Below are 23,114 nucleotides of genomic sequence, written 5' to 3'. Positions count from 1 at the left end.
TTCTAATTTAATCTGATACATTCACTGTCCTTTTTTTAGTTATTGGCAAATATAAGCTTTTAATTGAATAATTAAAATGCAATATCAGGTAAAAACTGTAAAAAGAAGATGCACTTAATGAATAATTTCTTAACATTGCAATCTTTAAAAATAGTCATAACTTGCAAACAAAATGAATATGAAAATAAATGAATTTGATAATAGAGCGCGTGAATGGGATAAAGAGACCATTCATTGGGAACGTTCAAAAGCAATAGCGGAAAGAATGATTGCAAAAATTCCATTCAAGCCTGCTATGAAAGCGTTGGAGTTTGGAGCCGGAACAGGAATTCTAAGCTTTATGTTATCTGATACTTTTGCAGAAATTACACTGATGGATAACTCTTCGGAAATGATAAAGGTTATTCAGGAGAAGATTGCTGCGTATCATTCCACAAACTTGAAACCGTTACTTTTTAATCTTGAACAGGAAGAGTTGAGCAATGATTCTTTTGACTGCATATTCACACAAATGGCATTGCATCATGTGGTTGATACAGAATTAATAATCAACCGATTCAACAAAATGCTTAATCCCGGAGGCTATCTGGTTATAGCTGATTTATACTCAGAAGATGGTTCTTTTCATGGAGAAGGATTTACCGGTCACAATGGTTTTGATGTGAAACTACTCAAAGAAAATCTGGAAAAAGTCGGATTTACAAATATCACTTCAGAGGAATGCTTTGTGATGAAAAAAGGAAGAGCTGATGCATTGCGTGAATATCCTGTCTTTCTTTTAGTTGCCGAGAAGGGATGAAGTTGTTCTGACTAAGATATAAAAAACCGTCGAACAGATAAAATGTACACTTAAAATCTGTTCGACGGACAATCTATCTACCTGTTATTCAAACCAAACACCCATTAGCTGTGTATTAAAGTCATTCTTCTGAAACAGATTCTTTATTCTCATAGCACTTAATTAAAATAGATCATTCTGGTTTTATCAATAATTCTGCAGACTGCAACTTATCAGAAAATGCTTTTATCTTTATAATTTCCTTCTTATTACCTAAACGAAGCAGAATAGGTGCAATACCAGCTTCTGTTACAGGTTGATTATTTCCAATAATTTGAGCATCACCTTCCACTACAAAACTAACAGGTATTTTTGTATTAGTAACAGTGAAACCCTGCTTATCTTGTAAACTGGCATAAATAAATATCACGTCATTGCAACCAGCCTGTGGCTTACGCCCTGCAATATTGCATGAAAGAGCTAAATGATCTGCTTTCCCTGCTGTTTCAACAATCTGGCTGACAGATCTTTTATTTTTTATATAACCAACAGCTTCCAGTTTGCCAGCTTTTAAACAACTTACGCTAAATGTAAATGGTGGATGCTTCAGGTCTGATGACAATAAATCGGTGTCTGGTTTGCGTTTTTCAAGCAATTTACCATCTACATATAGCTCTACTTCATCGCAATTACTAAATACTCTCACGTTTTTTGATACCCCTGGCATCCATTCTGAAGCAATAAAAATCATTGGTTTTGAGAAACATCCTTCTCCCTGCGCTGAACGCTGACTTTGGAAAAAGTATGATGCATACTTAGGAAGTCTGAAAATATCCATTGCACCGGAATATTCCAAGTCATTACTATACCCTCTGTTATAATCAAACATAGCCCAGTAACCATCGGCAAAGGCATGTGTGGAAAGATTGTCGTTATGTGCTTCCTGTACATTCCTAGCTTGTTGTAACAATCTTATTTCTCCGGCATCACGGGGCTGGCGACTGTTTCTTTCTTCACTCTTTAAATCAGCCCAGCTATCCTGATTAAATCCGGCATTTTGTGCATAATACTCCCAATCTCCGTATTCAGATACAATAAGAGGTCTTGTTTTATCCTCACCATGACGGTGTTGGCGAGCTTGAATATAAATATCATATATTTTATTTATCCATCCTGCAGAATAAGGTTTTCCATAGGGATATTCCTCACTGACAATCTGATGTGCCTGCTTCATAAAAGATTCAGGCATTGGAGATTCATTGATGGACAGTTCCCATGCCAGAACGCAAGGATGATTGCGATCTCTTCGAATTAATTGGCGTGAAGAATTCAGCACATGTTGTGCAAAAGCCTCATCACCAAAATACTGCCATCCAAGTACTGCATCAAGAACCAATATTCCAAGTTCGTCGCAAGCCTTAAGAAAAGCCGGTGAAGGAGGATAATGCGAACAACGAACATAGTCGAAGCCACTTTGTTTAATGATATAAGCATCTCTGTACTGGGCATTATCAGAAAGTGCATATCCGATATAAGGATACTCCTGATGTCGATTGACTCCCCTAAGAAATGTTTTCTTGCCATTAATCCAGCAACCTTCGTTAGTTATCTTAATATCCCGTATTCCAACTTTTATTTGTTCTTCGTCAACTTTCTTATTATCTGCCAAAACGGTTACATGTAGTGTATATAACGATGGAGAATCGGGCGACCAGAGTGCTGGTGACATTATTTTAGCGTCGGATTCATAATAATTACTTTCTCCTGACGGAATAGTTTTCTGTGCAGATTGAAAAGTAGCAACTTTAGTATTTTTATTATCATATAGTGAATAGTAAACCTTTACTTTTACATTTTTCCCGGATTGATTTCTGACGTGTGTTTTTGTGTGTATTGTGGCATTAGCAGATGAAATATCTGATGCGTGAAAGAAAACTCCTCCTCCGGCTGTTTCATTTTCATAATTTGCATCAGTTATATATACTGGAGATTTTACTATCAGACTTACATTCCTGTAGATACCTCCATAGGTATTAAAATCGAGAAGTTTTAATGGCTTCGGACCAGTTACAACATTGTCTCTGTTGTCGAGCTTTACAGCAATTGTGTTTAATGCACCAAAACGAACTTTTGAAGTTATATCTATACTAAATGGTAAATATCCTCCTAAATGACTCCCAGCTTTTATTCCATTTATCCATACTTCTGCGGCATTCATTGCAGCATCAAACTTTATAAACAGAATTTTTCCCCGATCCTTTTCAGGCAACTGAAATGTTTTACGATACAGACAATCTCCCTGCCACTGATTGTTCACAACTAACGGCTCAATACGGGGAGTATGAGGAATTGTTACCGATTCCCATGCAGTATCATCAAACGCATTTGAAAAAAACGGTTCTTTTACAGATGAAGTAAGTGAATCACAACGAAAGAATTTCCACCCTTTATTGAATAGATTTTGAGCTGTAACAGTTTCCGATTGAATACTTATTAAAAAGAGAACAAACAATATAGTAAGGAGCCTTTTCATAATTATTTTAATATTGAATTTACTTATAAGAGTTAATTAAGGTAGTTATCTCAGTTATTTGAAATAACTACCTTATTAATCAATTTCCAAGTCTGTTTATTTAGCAGATCCATCATAATCAGTACGAGTAAAATACTGTGTTAAAGTAAATCCTGATTTTTCTGCCTGTTCAACAGCATAGTTAGGTAAAGGGAAATACTGACTAGACGGAGTACGTCCATAGGCTGTCATTATTGTATTATACTTGTTGAAACGAATCAAATCTACTTTTCGTCCACCTTCATACATCAGTTCATGTCCACGTTCCGTGAGCAGAGCATCAAGGAATGCACTTGGTGAAGATGTTTTGTCGGCAGTCAGATTTGGTAATCCTGCACGATTACGAACCTGATTTACACAACTGATTGCTGATGAAGAAACTGCGTTCTTCAAACGAACGTCAGCTTCGGCATACATTAAAAGAACATCTGCCCAACGAGCCAAAGGGAAATCTGTTCCCTGAAATGAAGTTGCAGTCTCAGCTGGATATTTATTGATAACATAACCATTCCATTTATCACCAATATCGGAAGATTTTACCAAACCATAATTGTTACTGTAATAAGAAGTCAGAATTGTTTGTGCTCTTAAGTCTCCTGATTCAAATGTTGCATAAAATTTTGGATCAATATTAAAGCACTGTCCCCAGCCTCCTCCTTGAAAAACAAATGGAGTAGCTTTTCCATCGCCATCATATTTGGTTGCATTGCCCGGAACAACATACCAGGAAAGAGGATTAAAGTTTCCTTCATTTCCATTACCTGTAGCATTGCTATTACAAGAAACAGCCATGATAACCTCACTATTGAACTTGTTTGCTATTTTAAACTGATCGGCATAAGGGTTAGTACCACTCTTATATAATGAATAGCTACCAGTGAACTTACTGAACATATCATAAGCCTTCTGGTAATAACCGGACATGTGGGCACCTTCATTCAGATAATGACGCATCAAACAGAAACGAGCATAATCTGCTGTATAACGTCCTTTTTCTGACTGTTTTTCTGGACAATTCTCTGCTGCATATTCCAGATCGTCAGTGATATACTTAGTCATATCATCCAATGAAGGACGAACTAAATTGGCTTCAGCATCCGCATCACCTATATAATTATCATCCAATATCACTGGTACTGGTCCATAAAAATGAAGCAGGTAATACATAACCATACCCCGACATAAACGTGCTTCACCAATAAATTCTTTTTTCTTTTCATCACTTAGAACATTAGAAGGCGCATTTTGAAGGGTAGCTATCACTTTTGTCATACGGGTTACATCACGTACTTTTTCGAAATGAGAAGGAGTACCGCCTGTGGCACGACCTGCATATTTAAGATCATCAAATTTTCCTTGTGTCATACGCTGCCAGTCACCACCCCATGTTGAGATTGTCCAGGGAGCACATAAATCGGAAGTAGAATCGAGCATACGGATAGTGCCACCTTCTGCTACATAAAAACCTTCCTGCCAGGAAGAGAAAGAATAACCCCAATTAATACAGAACGGGATATAACAATCCATCATATAATTTTCATAGTCGGCTTTGGATGAAGGAAAATTAGTCGTTGACAGAGAACCATAGATTTTTGCATCAAAGTCATTTTCACAACCAGAGAAGAACAAAGCTCCTGATGCCAGTAAAGCAAATATTATCTTTTTCATATTATTTGTGTCTTTAATTGATTAGAAGGAAACTTTTACACCCATTGAGAAAGTACGGATCTGCGGATATTCTGCTTTTCCGGCTTTATAACTGTTTCCTGTATAAACTTCGGGGTCGAAACCTTTGAAGCTTGTTATTGTTAATGGATTCTGAGCATCCGCATAAATACGTATTGTATTAAAATACTTGCTCAATACTCCCAGACTTTTTTCGTTGAAAGTATAACCTAAAGTTATATTACGAACTCTAAGGAAAGAAGAATTCTGATATCCAACATCTGTACCACAACTACCTGGCAGAGATACTGAAGATAAATAATATGCAATACCAGGAAGGTTACCATTCTGATTATCAGAAGTCCATGCATCTTTTATATAAGTACTTTGGTTCAAGGTTTGGTTAGCTAACTGAGTTCCATTACACCAAGAATATATATAATTATATTTCTTCAAACCAAGTTGTGAATACACGAAAACGTTCAAATCCCAGTTTTTGTAGTAGAATGTATTTCCAAAACCTAAATAGATATCAGGCACTACATTTACCATATCAACATCTCCAACTGTAATTGTACCATCACCGTTTAAATCTTTGATAATTGGGCAACCCGGTTTCTTATATCCATCCGGCTGATAATCCGGGCAATTGCTCATCGTTGCATTTACAAGACCATCGGTGCGATAAAAATAAAGTGCATTAACAGGTTCATCCTTGCGTACCTGATATTCTGCATAATCATAGTTCGGCATTCTCTCTTTCCAGATAGCATTGTAGTGAGACAATGTAAGCATACTATTCCAACGGAAATTCTTTGTTATTATATTCTTAGTATTAATAGTGGCATCCCATCCATAACGGCGGATATGTCCTCCATTAATTGGATATGTTCCAAACATGGATAGTCCGTTAGAATTTGCAGTGCCCAGCATATCTGTTACATCATTCCAGAAATAATCAAAACTGCCGCCAATACGATCTTTAAAAATTGAGAAATCAAGACCAACATTTTTCATAACTGTTTTCTCCCATGTTACATTTGGGTAATCCTGACTGTTTAAAATAAATGGTATATACTTGGTACTATTCTGATCAAATTCTACATAATGACCAAAAGCACCATAAGATCCATATAAAGTAGTTCCCAGATTGTCATTACCCGTTACACCATAAGAAGCTCTTAATTTAAGCAGATTTACCCACTCAATGCTCTTCATGAATTTTTCGTTGAAAATTTTCCATGCTAAAGAAACTGAAGGGAACCATGCATATTTCTTATCTTTAAAAAACTTATCAGTTCCGTCGCGACGAAGGCTACCAGCTATAACATAACGGTCAAGAATATCCAGACTAAAACGACCAAACTGAGAACGTTTTTCATCTGCTGCTTTATAAGATGACTGTGCAACACTGCCTGTAGCTGCTGAGATATTATAATTCTGAATAACATCATTAATATCAGTGTAAGAAACACCCAGACCATTATAATTATTGAAATAACGTCCCATTCCTACAACTGCATCAAATGTAAACTTATCCAGGAAACTTTTATTAAAGGAAATAGTAGCCTCCATAGTACTGTTATCACGAACATTTTTCTGCAAACTACCACGTGACTGAAATACCTGGTCATAATAAACGTTTGATGGAATATAAACACTACGATCAGAAGTTTCACAGTTATAACCATACAGAACTTTTGCCGCCAGCATATTCTTTATAATTTCAAAATCCATTGTGAAATTCATATTATAACCTTCCGAAACAGAGACATCATCAATATCAAGCATTCCTACAGGATTGGGAATAGTAAGGAATGTGCTATATTTCCCATCGGCATCCTTAATAGACATATTAGTAGGATAAGACAATGCTGCTGCTAAAGATCCGGAAGCCTGTCCACCACGGCCATTAGATGAACCACCTACCGTACCATTATTATTCCGGTTTTTATTAAAGTTGATAGCTGCCGTTAATTTTAGGAAACTTGTAAGCTGAGAAGCTATATTACTTCGTAAAGTAAAACGCTCCATGGCTGAGTTCTCTACCGTGCCTACCTGGTTGAAGTAATTTCCAGATAAATAATATTGCAAAGCGTTCGATCCTCCCTGAACTGTAACATTGTGATTAGAGATGCTTCCGTTACGAAGAATCATATCACGCCAGTTTGTTGTTTGTGCTGAAGCTATTTGAGAAGCAGTGAACACTTCAGAACTACCACCATCATAAGCAGTACTACCATACACACCCTGACCATTATTATATAAATACTGTTCCTTTTTGAATACATTGACATAACTCATGTAGTCCTTAGCATCCAAAGATTGGATATATTTATAATTAGATACAGATGACAAACTACCATCATAGGTAACTCTCATTTTGCCTTCCTTACCTTTTTTGGTAGTAATTAAAACTACACCATTGGCGGCACCAATACCATAAATAGAAGCTGATGCATCTTTCAGCACTTCAATAGACTCAATGTCATCAGGATTCAAGCCAGCCAAGCCAGAACGGTTTACATTCGATGGAATAACAGTTGTACTACCTCCTGAATTCGCTTCCAAAGAAGAACCAGGCATTACAACACCATCAACTACATAAATAGGTGCACCTCCACCACGAATGGTAATGTCAATACCTCCGCCCGGTTGAGCACTGGAAACAGTTGCCTGCAAACCAGCAGCACGTCCCATCAACATTTGAGACATGTTACTATTAGCAGCCTTAGGAACATCATCTGCTTTTACTTTAACAATAGAAGTTGTAAGGTTTTTCTTTGATACAGCACCATAACCAGTTACAATTACTTCGTTAAGCACCTGATTGTCCTCTCGCAAAACAATATTGATTGTTTTCTGACCTTTTACCGGAACTTTTTGTGATACAAAACCAATAAATGTTACTTCAAGAGTTTTGTTTGGCTCTACATTAATAGAGAACTTTCCGTTTATATCGGTTACCGTACCGACTTTTTGCCCCGAAACAGTTACTGATGCGCCAATAATAGGATTGCTTCCTTCATCAACAACAGTACCTGCAACAACTGACTTCTGTTGAGCAAAAGCTGTTGTTATACAAAAAAATAATAAAGCTGTAATTAACCCTTTAAAGAAGAATTTGGGTACTTTCAGCAGATTCATTTCATAATAGGAATCTCTGCGTCCAAGATTGTGTTTTTTCATACTTTTACCGATTTTAAAGTTTCTGTGCAAATGTAATATCCTTCTATTTTTAAGGTTAGATTATATCAGACCTGGATAGAAAGAAATCAGACATTATAGAAACAAATCGGATGAATATGAATAAAAATCAGACAACAGTACTAAGAATCAGTTGATTCCATGAATTCTTTGGGCGTTTTCCCATATTTTTCAGAGAAGCACTTCGAAAAATAAGAATGATTAGAGAACCCTACCATATACATAACTTCTGCTATAGTGAACTTCTTCTGTCCCAAAAGTATTGCAGCTTTTTTCAGACGAATGAACTTAATATAGTCTACTGCCGTATGTCCGGTAAGCAATTTAATTTTCCGATACACTTGCTTTGCACTTATCCCGGTGCTATCTGCGAGATATTGCACATTAAGGTCGGGCTCTGCAAGTCTGTCTTCAATTATCTGAGTTATATTCAAAATAAACTTCTCATCTTGCGACTGAATATCAACAGGCTTATCTTCCAAGACAGTAGCCTGACGAAGCTTATTTATCAATAGCTTTTTGCTATTAATTAATTGTTCAATCCGGGTGGTCAGTTGCTTTATATCAAATGGTTTTGAGATAAAAGCCTCAACACCTGAATTAAACGCCTGTGTCTCTGTTCTTTTATCGTCTTTTGCTGTCAGCATAATTATAGGAATAGTCGCAGTAACTATATTCTGTTTTAACAAACGACTCATTTCAAGGCCATCCATTACAGGCATCATCACATCTGCAATAATTATATCCGGCTGATGCTTAATAGCCATTTCTATTCCCATCTTGCCATTATGAGCAATCATAGAAACGCCATTTAGCAGGTTCTCGGAAATAAATCGTGCTATTTCAACATTATCCTCAACAATGAGTATTTTATACTTTTGAATTTCGTTCTGTATAATGCCCTTCCAGATATCTTCTTTTGGAATATTTAAATCACTGCTTATAATTGGCAATTCAATTATAACAGCAGTACCTTCTCCTTCTATGGATGATATTTTAATGTGACCGTGAAGAAGTTCAATATAATTCTTGACGATAGCAAGTCCAATACCGGAACCTTCACTATTCATATTCAGATTCTCTTTGGATTGATAGAATCTATTGAAAACATAAGGCAAGTCTCGTTCAGGTATGCCACATCCATTATCAATAACACTAATCTGAAGTTTCTTAGCCAGATTATCATCCTCACTGACTGACAATTCAACTTTTACAGTTCCATTTTCTTTTGAAAATTTGTAGGCATTAGAAATCAGATTATTGATAACTGATTCCATTTTCTGAATATCGGTATCTATATATAAATCTGAAACATTCGTTTCAAAAGCCAATGCAACGTGTTTGGAATCAAAAGCTTCACGATGTACTTCAAGGATACTTTTTATAAATTCAACAATTTCCAGGTTTGAAAGAACAACATCCGATTGTGAAGGGTCAATATCGCGAAAATCAATCATCTGATGAACAAGATTATTCAACCGTATCACATTCTTATGAATCATCTGAAGATGACTTCTTACTTGTGGATTCCTTGTCTCGTCCAGTAATTTACTAACGGGGCTCAGAATAAGGCTCAAAGGAGTTTTTAATTCATGAGAAATATTCGTGAGGAAATCCATTTTCATGTTAGATAATTCCAACGTTTTCTCTCTTTGTATCCGTTCTATCTTTAATCTGTTTCTAACATGATAATAATTTAAAGCCCACATAAAAAGCCACACTAAAATACTAAAATAGACAATCTTAGCAAGAATAGTACTATACCAGGGATGGAGAATAACAATACTTAAAGTTAAAACTGTTTCGTTGGCTCCATTATCATTGTTTTTTTGTATATAAAGAGTATAATCACCAGGCGAGAGATTTGAATAAGATATTTTGTAGGGTGAGGCATCAAGATTGCGCCATTCTTTATCACTCCCATCAAGTTTATAAACATAGCGAGATTTCACTGCTTTACCATATAATAAATCAGAGAATTCAAAAACCAGATTGTTTTGATTATTATTGAGTACTATATTCTTTGTATATCCTATACTGTTTTTCAGAATCACATTACCATCATAACTCTGACCAGTATTAATACGTTCATCGTTTACATACACAGAAGTGAGAATTGCATGAATATGTCCGGTAGTTTCTTTCAATATTTTATCAGGTGAGAATTCTATATAATGGTCTATACCTCCCAACAGCATTTTTTTTGTAAAAGCATCATAAAAGCCAGAAAAATAGAGTTGTTCACCTAAATTTACGTGCTTTACGGTAAAGTCTGTTTTATTAATAAGGAAAACGCCCTCAGAAGCAGTTATCCATATATGATTATTTTCTTCAGTCATTGAAGATATATTCATATTCTGTAAAAGTTTGGTATCTATTGATTGAACTTCTCCAGTCTCTATATTCAGTCGGTCAATAGAGCCTTTCATTCCAAGCCATAAGAAACCGTCCTTATCAAATAAGGCACAAACAACTGCACTCTTTGGCTTATAAGGAATCCGTTCAACGGAATTTTGCATTACATTGATTCTGTTTATTCCTTTATTCCCAATAATTAAAACAGGATTTTCTATTTTATCTTTCAAAGTGATTAGAACATCATTTCCTAACAAACCATTTTTGCCTCCATTCATATAATAATTTCTGTCTGCCAAATATGTATCACCGCCACTGCTTATAAGCTTTTGCTTATCAACCATAAACAACCCACCTAGATAGGTTCCAATCCAGAGTTTGTTCTTACTATCATCAAATATACCATACGCCCAGTTTGCATTCCGGGTTGCAGATTTATCCATGATACTATAATGATTGAAACGTCCCGTTTGGTCATTATAATGATTTACACCACCATCCGTAGCTACCCATATATTCTTATTTCTATCTTCATAGATAAATCTAATCCGGTTATGAGAAATGTAGTTATTGCCACCTCTCATTTTATACCATACACTTTTTTGTTTATCAGGATTATAGCATGCAACTCCGTTAGTTCCACCTAACCAATAGTTTTTATGAGAGTCTCTAAAAATACAAGTCAACCTGTTACCTTCATCAGCTCCAGTAATTTCATCCCAACGATGAATTTTAAGACTACTATTTGTTCTGTATAAAGAGATTCCGCAATCTGTTCCAAGCCACATATTATTTTCTTTGTCCTGGAATACAGTCCAAACAATATTGTTTATAAGAGATTTGCTATTTCTAATGCTATGAACAAAATATTCATAACTTTTATCTTTTGGATTATATAGATACAAACCATTGTCTGTTCCCATCCATAACCGTCCTGAGTAATCTATAGAAATAGATTTTATTGAATTGTTTGAGAAAAAAGGCACTAGCTCTATTGTTCTCTGCTTTAAATTGAATTTAAATAATTCTCCCTCCGTACCTATCCATATACATTTATTATGTATGTCTTCGGTCATTGAAAGTATTAATAATTTCTTTTTGCCCGACTGAGGAAGAGAGATAAATGTAACTTTGTTGGATAATGCATTTAATTGATATATTCCATTACTGCTACTTATATAAAAGTTCATTCCTGGCTTTTTTATAATAGAATAAACAGGCAGATAAGGTATCATTTTCCTTTCAACTCTTTTAGAAGTATTATTAAGAGTATTATACATTATCAGTCCCCGCATTGTTCCGGCCAATATTGTATGTTTGTCTAGCCAAACCATTGAACGGACATCATTTGATGACGTTGCAGGCAACAAAGTATATCTGCATTTTTCAATATCAAATAGCAGAATGCCGGAATTACAGCCTAAATAGAAATGAGTAGAATCAACTTTTAGCGAGCAGTTAACAGCCATATTTATAACATCACCTGCTGCCTGAGGAATATTCTTGTCCAACGAATATCCATTATATGAAAAAAGGCCCCGGTTGGTGCCCACCCAAATTAAGCCTCTATAGTCCTGAAAGAAGCAGTTTACACACTCATCTCCCCGACTAATATTTTCAAATTCCTTTATTGGTTTTATTTGAGAATTAGATTGAAAACAGAATAACTGAAAGACAATAAGAAGAAAAAAGAACTTTCTGTTCATAGTAAGTGCAGATTTATATCTTATAAGGTTAATTACAACATCACAAATATAAGTGTTTAAATCTGCATACAAATAATATTCTCAAAAATAAAAAGGATCTTGCACTTTTTAATGCAAGATCCCGTTTAACAATTTCTTATTGTAATTACTTACCAGAATATTCTATAAAATTACAAAGCAGCTTTCTTGCCACATTGGCCGATGAGTCATCTGAAGTAAGATTTCCACAAATATCCAGCGTAGAGAATATGATTTTACCTTTACCACAAGGGATAACACCTACAGCCGTTCCCAATTTAAGAGGATAACAGTGATAAGCTCCGGCAACCAGTTCCTCTCCTTCTATTTCAAGTCCATATCTTTCGGCACCATCTTTTACAACCGCCTGATAAGGCCAGTTCATACTGTCATTAGTAGGCAGTCCGTTGAATAGCGGATGTTGTTTCACGAAATGAACGCCACCAAGCCAGGCTGTACCAACCTGGAACTTACCGGAATAAGTTACCTGGGTATTTTTAGTAATCAAGTCCATCCACGTGTCGGCATTATCAACCAGAATAAGCGTTGTACCGTCTTTTGCTACACGGTCTATTAACTTCTGCGGATCAGCTGCATTCGTTTCCGGTGCCGACCACTGCAAACGGCATAATCCAGCTATGTTTTTAACCTGAACCAGATTTAGACTCAATTTATGTGGCTTTCCTTTTGTGAAATTCACCAAAACCTTATCACGGCCACCACTATTTTTTGTTATATCAATAATAGTAGCACCATCAATACTTAGTTGACTGGCTCCACTTGTCTGCAATTCAAGAAAATATGCACCACTCAGTGTCGGTGTAATTTGTGTTTCCCAACGGGCGTTATATCTTTCAGTACTGGTTACTGTAGGATCTGGAGTAGCTCCCATCGCCACGTTGAAATTAATATCCCGGTCAGTACGTTCTGATATCTTGTCCTGAAACTTATTGTCTCTGTAGAATGAAACGGTAACTCCCTGTTTTCCATCGGAAGTAAGAAGCTGATCTGTTGGTACAACTCTCAGATTGCCACCCATTGGTGGACGAGATACCACTACCCAATCAAGACGTTTAGCGTTATCTGAGTAATCCGTTACAGAAAGTTTTTTATCATTATTCAAGAAGTTCTTCAGACTATTGTTATGTTCCCATACTGCTCCGTTACAAGCGAGCTTGGCTGAACGCCAGTCGACCGCCAAGAACTGATCACTACCAGAAGCTTTATTGTTGCCGGCATTATCAGAAAGGATTACATCAATACGGTGCATTCCTGCTAAAGTAGAAGTCGGAATCTCAATTCCTTCGGCAATCAACTGTCCGTAAACATCACCTCCTGAAATTGCAGTTTCAACGTCTTTACTGAAAACCACCTTTCCTTCCGGATCTTTAACGGAAATTGAAAGCTTATGAGGCCCTTGCAGATTCTTCTCGTTGATAATATAGAAATCTGTCACAACCTTGTCATTCATTTCAACAATCTGTTTACGCACTTTCACAGCTACATAAAGTGGTTGGTTATAACGTGCTATAAGCGCAGTATCACCTTTCAGGTTCCGGAAACAATCTACTACTCCTGAATGGTTTTCAATAATCTGAGCCTCCCAGCCGTTAATAGCATAACCGTCTGTATAATTATCAAGGCGGATAGTTTCTATTTTACGCCCCTGGTGTTCAATGGAAATATTTCCCATAGACACAGTAAACGCATCAATCGTAGGAAATGCCGAACGAAGGCTCTTACGTGTAAGGAAGTTATCAAATGTTTTGTACCAATCAAGATACATGGCACCATCCCACCCCAAATTGGGTGAAGCTTCGAGCTCACTCTTTATCTTTTCCAGACGCGGAGGAGTAGAAATAGCTCCCTCTTCTCCCCAGAAAACAATATCCTTTTTATTTGCAGTATAGTTGTAATAATCAGTAGGACTCTTATAAAGACTTTGGTTCCATACATGAGGACCACCCGCATGATGAAAATCGTACCAACCTTTCCAGTAGACTGTTGAATCATTAGGGCGAAGATGAATGCGTGCCTGTTCGTTTTCTTCTGCCCTGCACCATGCAGAAGTGCGGGTAATAGTGCGCGTAGGATCCAGTTTATGAGCCTCCTGTATATCGCTGATGTTTAATTTCAGGATATCTTCGCTAACCGGTCCGGCTTCATTAATCATGTTAAACATTACCAGACTTGGATGACTCCTATCACGCTTCACCATCCGCATTACTTTTTCATGCATCAAAGTATGACCAAAGGGATTATCAGGACTTTGTCCGCTACGGTAATTACCCGGCTCTTCATAGTAGAGTAATCCCAGTTCATCCGCTTTCTCCAAAACAACCGGAGCACCAATGCATCTGTGGAAATTCAGCATATTCAGTCCCATGGCCTTAGCAATACGAATCTGCTTCTCAGCCAATTCCTCCGTTGGATAAATACCGTTTATAGGCCAGAATCCCCAGCTGATTGCTGTACGCAACACAATTCTTTTTCCATTAAGGCGAAACATAGCATCAGAGCCTTGTCCCATAGGTTCAAACCAACGGAATCCAAAAACTCTGCTGTCTTCATCTATGCTTTTCTTTCCATCTATTATAGAAACCTTGCAGACATACAGGTTCGGATTTTCCGTATCCCATAACTTTGCATCGGGAGCAAATATCTTTGCAGAAACAAGGTTTTCTCCCGGTTTCAACTTTACTTTCTTAAGTTCCTGACGAGCTATTTCTGTATCGGGATTTTTCTTATCAACAACCCGAACTACAATATTCCTGACAATCTCTTTGGCTGTGCTGTTTACAACACTTATTTGCGGATTTACTTCCGTAATGGCAGGAGTATTCTGAACATAAATATCATCCACATAAACTGGAGCGCAGGAAACCAATTTCACACGACCGGTAATTCCACCAAAAGCATGACTACCGGGTATTTTATATTTTCCCCAATTAACTACATCACCGTCTCTCCAATCATAATTACCGCCCGGATCGGTAACACGCAAAGCCAATTGCACAGTCTCACCCGGTTTGGCAAAGTTGGTAATATCAACTTCGAAAGGAGTATTTCCTGTTAAATCATAACCCGCAAGTTGTTGATTGATATAAACCTCCGAACGATAGCGTGCAGCTTCAAAACGAAGCAGCAACTTACCTCCTTTTGCAGTAGCTGGAATGCTGACAGAACGGAACCACCAGCTTACCCCCTGAATATCCCCTTCCGGTCCCGGTTTAACCTGCAGATATTCTTCCACCGTACCAGGAACACTTACATCTTTCGCTCCCAGAAGCGAATTCCAACCACCGGTTGGCAAAGCAGCAGGCATCGATTTTATGTCTGTTGAAGGAAGAAATAGCTGATCATTCTTCCACGAAGCATCCTTGTCATACCAAAGTTTCCATCCTTTTCCCGACAAGTCTGTTTCAATTCTGTTTTGAGAATGCACTACAAAGAGCGGCGCACAACACAATAGAAATAATAGTTTTAGTGATTTTTGCATAGTATTATTGCTTAATTATATATAATCTCTGATTTAAAATCTATGCAATATTAGTGCATCTATTATATCTTAACGTGTACTTTTTATTATAATAAGTGGATTATTTATGAGGGCTTATCTACTTTCTAAAGAATAATATATAAGAACAGACTCCTTTATTAATTTATTTGCAATCAGAACATTTTCTCTCTACCCTGGCAAATACTTATTTTCTTTCCTTTAATGTATGCATTCGTAGGTAGAGACTTCTCAGAATTTTTTTATTTCAGAAAATCTTCCATCATCATAATTGATATTTTAAGCTCTTCGGATTTGAATCCATGACCGGCTCCCGGAATAACTTTCAGCCTCGCATTCTTATAAGTATTCTCAGCTCTCCGTGAATAGGAAAGAGGAACTACGGGGTCCTTGTCACCGTGGATTATCAGTACAGGACCACTATATTTGCCAATCGTTTTATATACATTGATATCATACAGTTCACTAAAGAAACGTTTACCTATAGGCACATTCCATACCTGTGTGGTATCAGGAATGTTCTCGGATTTAGGGTATCGCTCTTTCCAATTGTCAGGGATGCACAATGCTGGATATACAAGGATGAGCCGGCTGATATCTTTGGCACAATCGGAAGCCGTGAGTGCCGATACTAAGCCGCCTTGACTTTCACCAAGAAGAATGATATTCGAAGCGTCCACATCACTACGACTTTTAAAGTAGTTTATGATGGTCTTCAGGTCATTCACCTCGTCACGTATTGACATGTTAACTGTATTGTTGTCACTGCGACTGGAAACTGAGCCACATCCAAAATCAAAGTTGTAGGTCTGGTATCCCAAAGCGTTAAATGCTTTAATATAATTCTTGCCGAAGACATGAGTTCCGTTGAATCCGTGCGAAACAATAACTAAAGGCATTTTCCCAAAAGTATTAGTAGGTCGGCTAAGCAATCCATAGAGATGTCGGTTACCATTACTGATCCATAAGTCATCAAAATTAGAGTCAGCCTGCTTGATAGCCTCTTTCAAATTTGGAGATACAAACTTCCAATCATGACTTCCGGCAGAAACATGCATCTGGTATGGAATACCTTTCTCCCGGAAAGCCTTCACCATGTCCATATTTCCTTCGAGGGTAAAGTCTTGATCACCAACCGAAACCATCCATCTTACCTGAGACCAATTTTTCACGTCAGCCTTCGATCCTTGTTGGATGCATTTTATAGGATTATTATTTTCTATTATCTCTTGGCGCCACTCAGCAGATGGATCTTTTTTCAGAAAGTCAAGCTCTTGGCGACGAAGGTATCCACTGATATCATACACCATAGAGAAGAATTCCGGATGATGAACGCCATAAACAATTGCGGCTCCACCACCCATGGAGAATCCGGCAATGGCACGGCCACCCTTATCAGTTCTGATGCGATAGTTCTTTTCAATATATGGGATAAACTCCTGGAAAAAGAAATCCTCGTATTTCCACTTTGGTGCGTTGAAGTACATCATATTATTTTTGTTGGCCTCCGGACATACAAGAATAAAGTCACGGATATAGCCTGCATCTATAAGACTGTCGACAGTCTGACGAAGAGATCCATAAGTCTCCCAATCATCACACGATCCACCTCCACCATGCAATAGATAGAGCACGGGATATTGTCTGTTGGTGTTCTCTTCATATCCTCCCGGCAAATAAATGGTATACTCTCTTTCTGTTACTCCTTCAAGCATATTACATGGCATAGTGGCATGTATCGTCTTGCCAACATGGGCTTTAAAATTTTTATGTTGAAAATTCCACCCAGGATAACTTTTAATATTGCCGGCGAGGAAAACATCGCTTTTGCCTTTTTTCCCCTTGAGTTGCCAATCAAGCCAGTCTAACATCAATCTGCCGAAACTTCCACCAAGCTTTTCTTTATAGGTAGCTCCATGGCCAGCTGTCGGCATATCGACATGAATGACAGGCACTTTGTCTATACGTTCATAGTCGAGACAAGCATTCTGGTAAGCAACGTCGCCTGTACCACCTGTCATATATATAATGGGTGCATGAAGCGAATGGAGCGATTTGCTATCGGCTCCTGCCATCGTCATGTTTCCCATTCCTGCATTCAAGATTATGTATGACTTCAGGCGGGTATCGGCAGCATTGCACAACACCTGAGCACCTCCGCAGGAATGCCCGGCTGCGGCTATCTTTGTGGTGTCAATAAAACTGTAATAATCGCTATTCTTATCGCGTGCCTGACTGCATATCCAGTCGAGTGCTGTAGTAACCACGGTTGACGGTGTGGAGTGTTCTTTACGATCAAAAAGCACCATTTGCATTTCACCCACTGCAATGACTACATAACCATGTGATGCAATATCGGTAAGCATGCGCTCATAATGAATGGGGGCATCCATGCAACCGCCATTGCAAAAGATGAGTATGGGCAAAGCATTTTCGCGTGCTGCTGCCCAACTGAGATTCTCGGGGCGGAAAACAGTGAAGCCGGGTAAACTTTTCTCTATAACTTCATAAGCCTTGAACAACCCTGTACCTCCATTGTCAACGATCTTTTGCCGACTTATTAGCGAATCAGCAGATGTTGCATGGGAGCATAAAGTTGCCATACAAAGTAATGACGAAAGCAGTAATTTTTTCATGTTAAATCATTTATCTTTTGAACACATTTATATTGATTATCTTCTCGCCAGAAGTGGTATCTGCTTCGCGAGGAAAATAGATGGGAGCATCCTTTTGCAACGGCAAAATGCGGAGCTCCAATTGCTCGCAATTCTTTGGCAAACGCCAAAGTGCATATTGGAAATGACGACCATTATAAAAGTTGTCATCAATGAGTTTTCCGTCAGCATATAATCGAGCACAGTCGCCCTGATATTCTACATCGAGAATATCCTCATGATTTGGAACTGTGAAGGTGTATACAGCAGCATCATTGAAGTCAGAATCTACGGGTTCTTCTGTTACTCCACCAAAACCTATCGTAATTTTCCTGAGAGTCCCAGCTTCTTGTATTTTATTAAATGTAACTGCTTGCATCTTTGTTTCATGAGGCTTCTCATTTTCATTCAAGAAGAGCGTACTGGCATCAGAACTGCTGAGTAAGTAGATATTCTTATATACTGGCTTTGCCAAACCGAGTGCCTTAACATTCTTCAGCACTTTACCCGAAACGGATATTTCTGTAAGCACGCCAGCAATCTGTTCTAAATAGATTTTATCATCGCGTTGGGCAATGATCTGGGCTGTAGCATATTTGATACCTGCAATATTTACAGGAAATATACACATTGTGCCTGCAGGTATCACAGTTGGATTCTCCGGAAATTTTACTCCGCATACGTTGAACTGTATATTTTTCTTCGCTGTAAGATTTTGGAAACGCTCATAATTATTGATAAATACGAATCCTTGATTGCCTTGGCTACGGTAAGACCATCTCAGATAGCTGTCAACACCTTTACTAATCGGCTTGTCGGCTTGTGGAAATGTAGTTTCCATTGACGCTAGCACATCTCCAAAGTCTTGAACGAAAAGGTGTATCTTGCGAAGCAAATAGTAATGCGGATTGCGATATCCCACCTCGTTAAGAGGAGCTTGAAAATCGTAGCTTTTCACAGGCAGATCGTTCCAGTTGGTTTCAATGGTGCGCTGCATCTCGTTCAGATAGTTGAGTTTTCCGTCTGGATTAGTTCCTCCATGATACATATAGTAGCCCAGCAGATTGCTACCGCTGCCCAACTTTACGATGGCAAGCGAGTAAGCATCCTCTGGATACAGATATACTCGGCGGTGATAACTTGTCATCATGCCACCTCCCAATTCGCAGGTAAAGTATGGATATCCTTCCTCACCTTTGTTCATGTTATCGCCTGTGTACTTCAACTGTTCTGAAGCTATCGCAGTTGAGATTCGGAACGGACGGAAATTGAATGCTCGCCAATATTCGCCAGCTGCTTCTTTTATGCTTCGATCCCAGAATCCGTCAGCATAATCACCATAAAGAGGAATCATCTCTCCCAATGGTATAGGCGTGGCTAACTGAGGCCAACCAGTTCGGGTATAGAAAGGCAAGTCGAAACCGATCTCATTGGCAATCTTCTTGAGGTGCATCAAATATTCACTTCGTCCACGATATTCATTATCAAACTGCATCGCCATAACCGGTCCTCCGTCTTTCCATTGCAAGCCTTGAACTTGTGTATAGATTTGCCTATACAAACGAGTTACATACTCTAGAAAAGCAGGATCTTCACTACGCGTCTTACAACCTTTTGTAAAGACCCAGTCAGGAATGCCACCTAGTCGGACTTCACCATGGCAGAACGGTCCTACACGCAGGATAACCGGTAGGTTTTCATTCTTGCAAATTTCTAGGAATGAGCGTAAATTACGTTGACCACTCCAGTCGAATTGGTTTTCTATTTCTTCGATGTGGTTCCAGAATACGTAGCAAGCAATAACGGTTACGCCACCCTGCTTCATTTTGCGTACAGCCTCAGTCCATTCATCTGCTGGTACCCGCGAATAGTGGATTTCACCCATCACAGGACATACTCTTTTTCCATTGAGGATAAGGCTTTTCTCATCCCATTTTACTTCACGTTCTGTTGCATGCATGCCAACCGTAGCTAATAAGCTCAACACCCAGCATAACATTACTTTTCTTATCAGATTATTATTCATTTTATTTATGTATTCAGATGTTACTTATTTCGAAGTATTTTAATCAACTCGGCATCATGGTTTGTAGCCAGTCTGCAACTTGGACAATTCCAAATCATGGTATTCATTTCAGAAGATGTAACAGGCTTCCATTCTGGGAGTTCCAATGATGAAGGTTTCCCTGTTCGGGCAAAGTTGATAAGAGTTGTACTCATGATTTCGCCCAATTCTATACCTTCTGGAGTTGCTCCCGTCATATTTGCAGAACGGATTACATTATCAAAATAGAAGGCAATATCGGCATTATGTCCTGCATGGAAGCCGCTATCCTCGCTTGGCAACTGATAGCTAAACAAATAATTCCATACCGGAGCACCACCATCAGCTACGCGAGTTTGAATCTGTTCTATGGCAGCGGGACGTACCATCGTGTCAAGTCGGTAAAGTGCATCTACATCATCGTCTGGATAAGAATGGCGGAAAGCATCTACGAAGTTGCTTGCCTTTTTACCCATAGTCTTTTCTAAGTCAGCTTTGGCATCATCCCATGTATTAATATCTTTACCATGTTTGTGCCATGCAGAAAACTCATTTAGGGTAGAACCTATGATTAGTGGAATATCCTTACTTATTTTTTCAGAACCATCCATAAAAAGGCCAGCAGGCAAAGCATCACCATCGATTACTGGCTCCCATGTTAAAGAACGACCAAAAGAACTGTTGTTAGGATTTTCTGCAGCAATTTCTTTCATTGCCTGAGAATTCGCTTTTAATACAGTTCCATAATCTAGAGTCTGAATCTTGTCTATATTGTCTTTGTTTAATCCTAATATTTGAACCGTACGCTGTCCTATTTTCTTGGCTAGATTTTGTTTCATGCCCCGCATGAAGCCAGAACCACTCATCACCATAGCACGATGGAAAAGTCCCTGTGCCATTGGCATGCAAAGCATACTGGATGTCTTGGCGCCTCCACCACTCTGTCCGAAAATGGTTACACAATCAGGGTCACCTCCAAAATTTTGGATATTATCATGAATCCATTTCAAAGCCTGCACGATGTCGATATTCCCTGCATTGCCAGAATATTGGTATTTATCGCCGTAATCAGACAGATCGGTATAGCCTAAGGTATTTAAACGGTGATTGATCGTTACTACAACAACATTTCCTTTATCGGCCAGATTATGACCGTGATAACCAGGGTGATCTTGTCCGCAGCCTTCCACGAATCCACCTCCATGAAGCCAAACTATTACAGGACTTTTCTTTCCGTTATGAATATCTTTTGTCCAGATATTCAGACGAAGACAGTCTTCGCTTTGGTCGCCTTCATTCCATAGATAAAAAAAGGCACTGGCGTCATTTTTCCACCTATCCGTCTTAGGTTGAGGAGCCGAAGGACCATATGTGCGACAGGAGCGGATGCCTTTCCATGCATCTGGCTCCTGAGGTACCTCAAAACGTTTTGCCTTTGCATAGGGAATTCCTTTATAGGTGTAAACTCCTTTATATATATAGCCGCAAACTTTACCATACTTCGTATCTGTAGTAGAAGCAGCTGTTGAACTGTTGATAATAGAACTTTCGCTACGATTGCTTTCTTCGGTAAAGGCATCCATGATTGCTGTCGGTCTGCAATTTTTGAAAGCGCCTAAAGGATATTCTCCCTCAAGCTCTGGTGCCCAATAAAACACTCCTTTGCAATGGCCGTTAGTAAGATTTCGTGTAGCCCTGATGAGTTTTCTCATAAACAAATGTCCTTCATTGGGGCGATTCACTTCATATCCTGTCTCTACAACAATGCAGTCGCATCCATATTTGTTACACAATGCATTCATATTGGCTATGGCATCGTTGAGAGTGCCGTCATCTGTGGTTTCCACTTTGGCTTTCTGATCCCAGTAAGGATATACACTCATTCCTATCAAATCCCAATGGGCATTGTACTTTTTTAAACCATCGAAAATGAAGTTGTATCGCTTGGCATCACAGCCACAGTCAAGATGTACGATTACCTTTGCTTCGGGATAAATATTCTTGGATGCCTGATAACCAGCCTCTGTGAGACCTGCATATTGCTTCATGTTTTCTTTTGCCTGTCCCTCAGGCCAGAGCATTCCTTCAGTGGTCTCATTACCGACTCCAACCCATTTCACGTCAATGCCATTATCCTTGAACAGCTGAAGCGTTTCTTTCGTATGTCTGGCAACAGCCTGCTTCAGGTCTTTGTAACTGTAGTTTTTCCACTCTACAGGAGGTGTCTGATGAGAGGGGTCAGACCATGTATCGCTATAGTGGAAACTCACCATAACAGGCATTCCTAAGGCTTTTGCTCTTTTAGCTATCACAAGTGCATCTTTTTTGTTGCACCATCCGCTTGGCGGATTAACCCAGATTCGCAGTCGGATAGCATTCAACCCAAGTTCTTTCATGAGAGTAGTATTCTCACGTTCCTTGCCTTGTACATTATATACCTTGCCTCCATTCTTCTCCAACATGGTAGTACCACTGATATCAGCACCGAGCCAGAATGGATCTTTTGATTGTGCTGCCATAGGGAGAAACGACATTAAAAAAAATATTTGAGCTATTAAACGTGTTTTCATTTTCTTTAGTTTTTAATATTTATTCGGC

9 protein-coding genes are annotated in these 23,114 nt (G+C 38.5%); 1 reads left to right on the top strand and 8 read right to left on the bottom strand.

Annotated features, from left to right (window positions below):
• Positions 1-172: 172 nt before the first annotated feature.
• Positions 173-799 carry a class I SAM-dependent methyltransferase gene (locus tag BUC21_RS08110; RefSeq protein ID WP_083547646.1) on the top strand — a complete coding sequence of 209 codons (627 nt, stop codon included), beginning with the start codon at positions 173-175 and terminating at the stop codon, positions 797-799.
• A 172-nt stretch (positions 800-971) separates the two neighbouring features.
• On the opposite strand, the gene BUC21_RS08105 is transcribed toward BUC21_RS08110, so the two are convergent.
• The 8 genes from BUC21_RS08105 to BUC21_RS16455 form a co-directional block, all read right to left on the bottom strand.
• Positions 972-3,311, bottom strand: coding sequence for a glycoside hydrolase family 2 protein (locus BUC21_RS08105; protein ID WP_073401068.1), 2,340 nt, complete (start codon positions 3,309-3,311; stop codon positions 972-974).
• Positions 3,312-3,407: 96 nt separating this feature from the next.
• Entirely contained in the window at positions 3,408-5,018 is a 1,611-nt protein-coding gene (locus BUC21_RS08100; protein ID WP_073401066.1) for a RagB/SusD family nutrient uptake outer membrane protein, read from the bottom strand.
• 21 nt (positions 5,019-5,039) lie between these two features.
• Positions 5,040-8,204 (bottom strand): SusC/RagA family TonB-linked outer membrane protein, encoded by a 3,165-nt coding sequence (locus BUC21_RS08095; protein WP_245797078.1) that lies wholly within the window; start codon positions 8,202-8,204, stop codon positions 5,040-5,042.
• Between the two features lie 140 nt (positions 8,205-8,344).
• The gene (locus BUC21_RS08090; protein WP_073401210.1) at positions 8,345-12,283 is read right to left on the bottom strand and encodes a hybrid sensor histidine kinase/response regulator transcription factor; all 3,939 of its coding nucleotides are present in this window, start codon (positions 12,281-12,283) and stop codon (positions 8,345-8,347) included.
• 145 nt (positions 12,284-12,428) lie between these two features.
• Complete coding sequence (locus BUC21_RS08085) at positions 12,429-15,800, bottom strand: glycoside hydrolase family 2 (protein WP_073401064.1); 3,372 nt, start codon at positions 15,798-15,800, stop codon at positions 12,429-12,431.
• A 260-nt stretch (positions 15,801-16,060) separates the two neighbouring features.
• On the bottom strand, positions 16,061-18,454 hold the full coding sequence (locus BUC21_RS08080; protein ID WP_083547644.1) for an alpha/beta fold hydrolase: 2,394 nt from the start codon (positions 18,452-18,454) through the stop codon (positions 16,061-16,063).
• A gap of 10 nt (positions 18,455-18,464) precedes the next feature.
• Complete coding sequence (locus BUC21_RS08075) at positions 18,465-20,498, bottom strand: beta-galactosidase (protein ID WP_073401061.1); 2,034 nt, start codon at positions 20,496-20,498, stop codon at positions 18,465-18,467.
• A gap of 20 nt (positions 20,499-20,518) precedes the next feature.
• Positions 20,519-23,086, bottom strand: a complete 2,568-nt coding sequence (locus BUC21_RS16455; RefSeq protein WP_073401059.1) for a carboxylesterase family protein — start codon at positions 23,084-23,086, stop codon at positions 20,519-20,521.
• Positions 23,087-23,114: the final 28 nt, after the last annotated feature.

The organism is Bacteroides luti, assembly GCF_900128905.1.
Lineage (GTDB): Bacteria > Bacteroidota > Bacteroidia > Bacteroidales > Bacteroidaceae > Bacteroides > Bacteroides luti.
The sequence above is the reverse complement of the archived record's forward strand: the minus strand, read 5'-3'. Positions and strand labels throughout refer to the sequence as shown.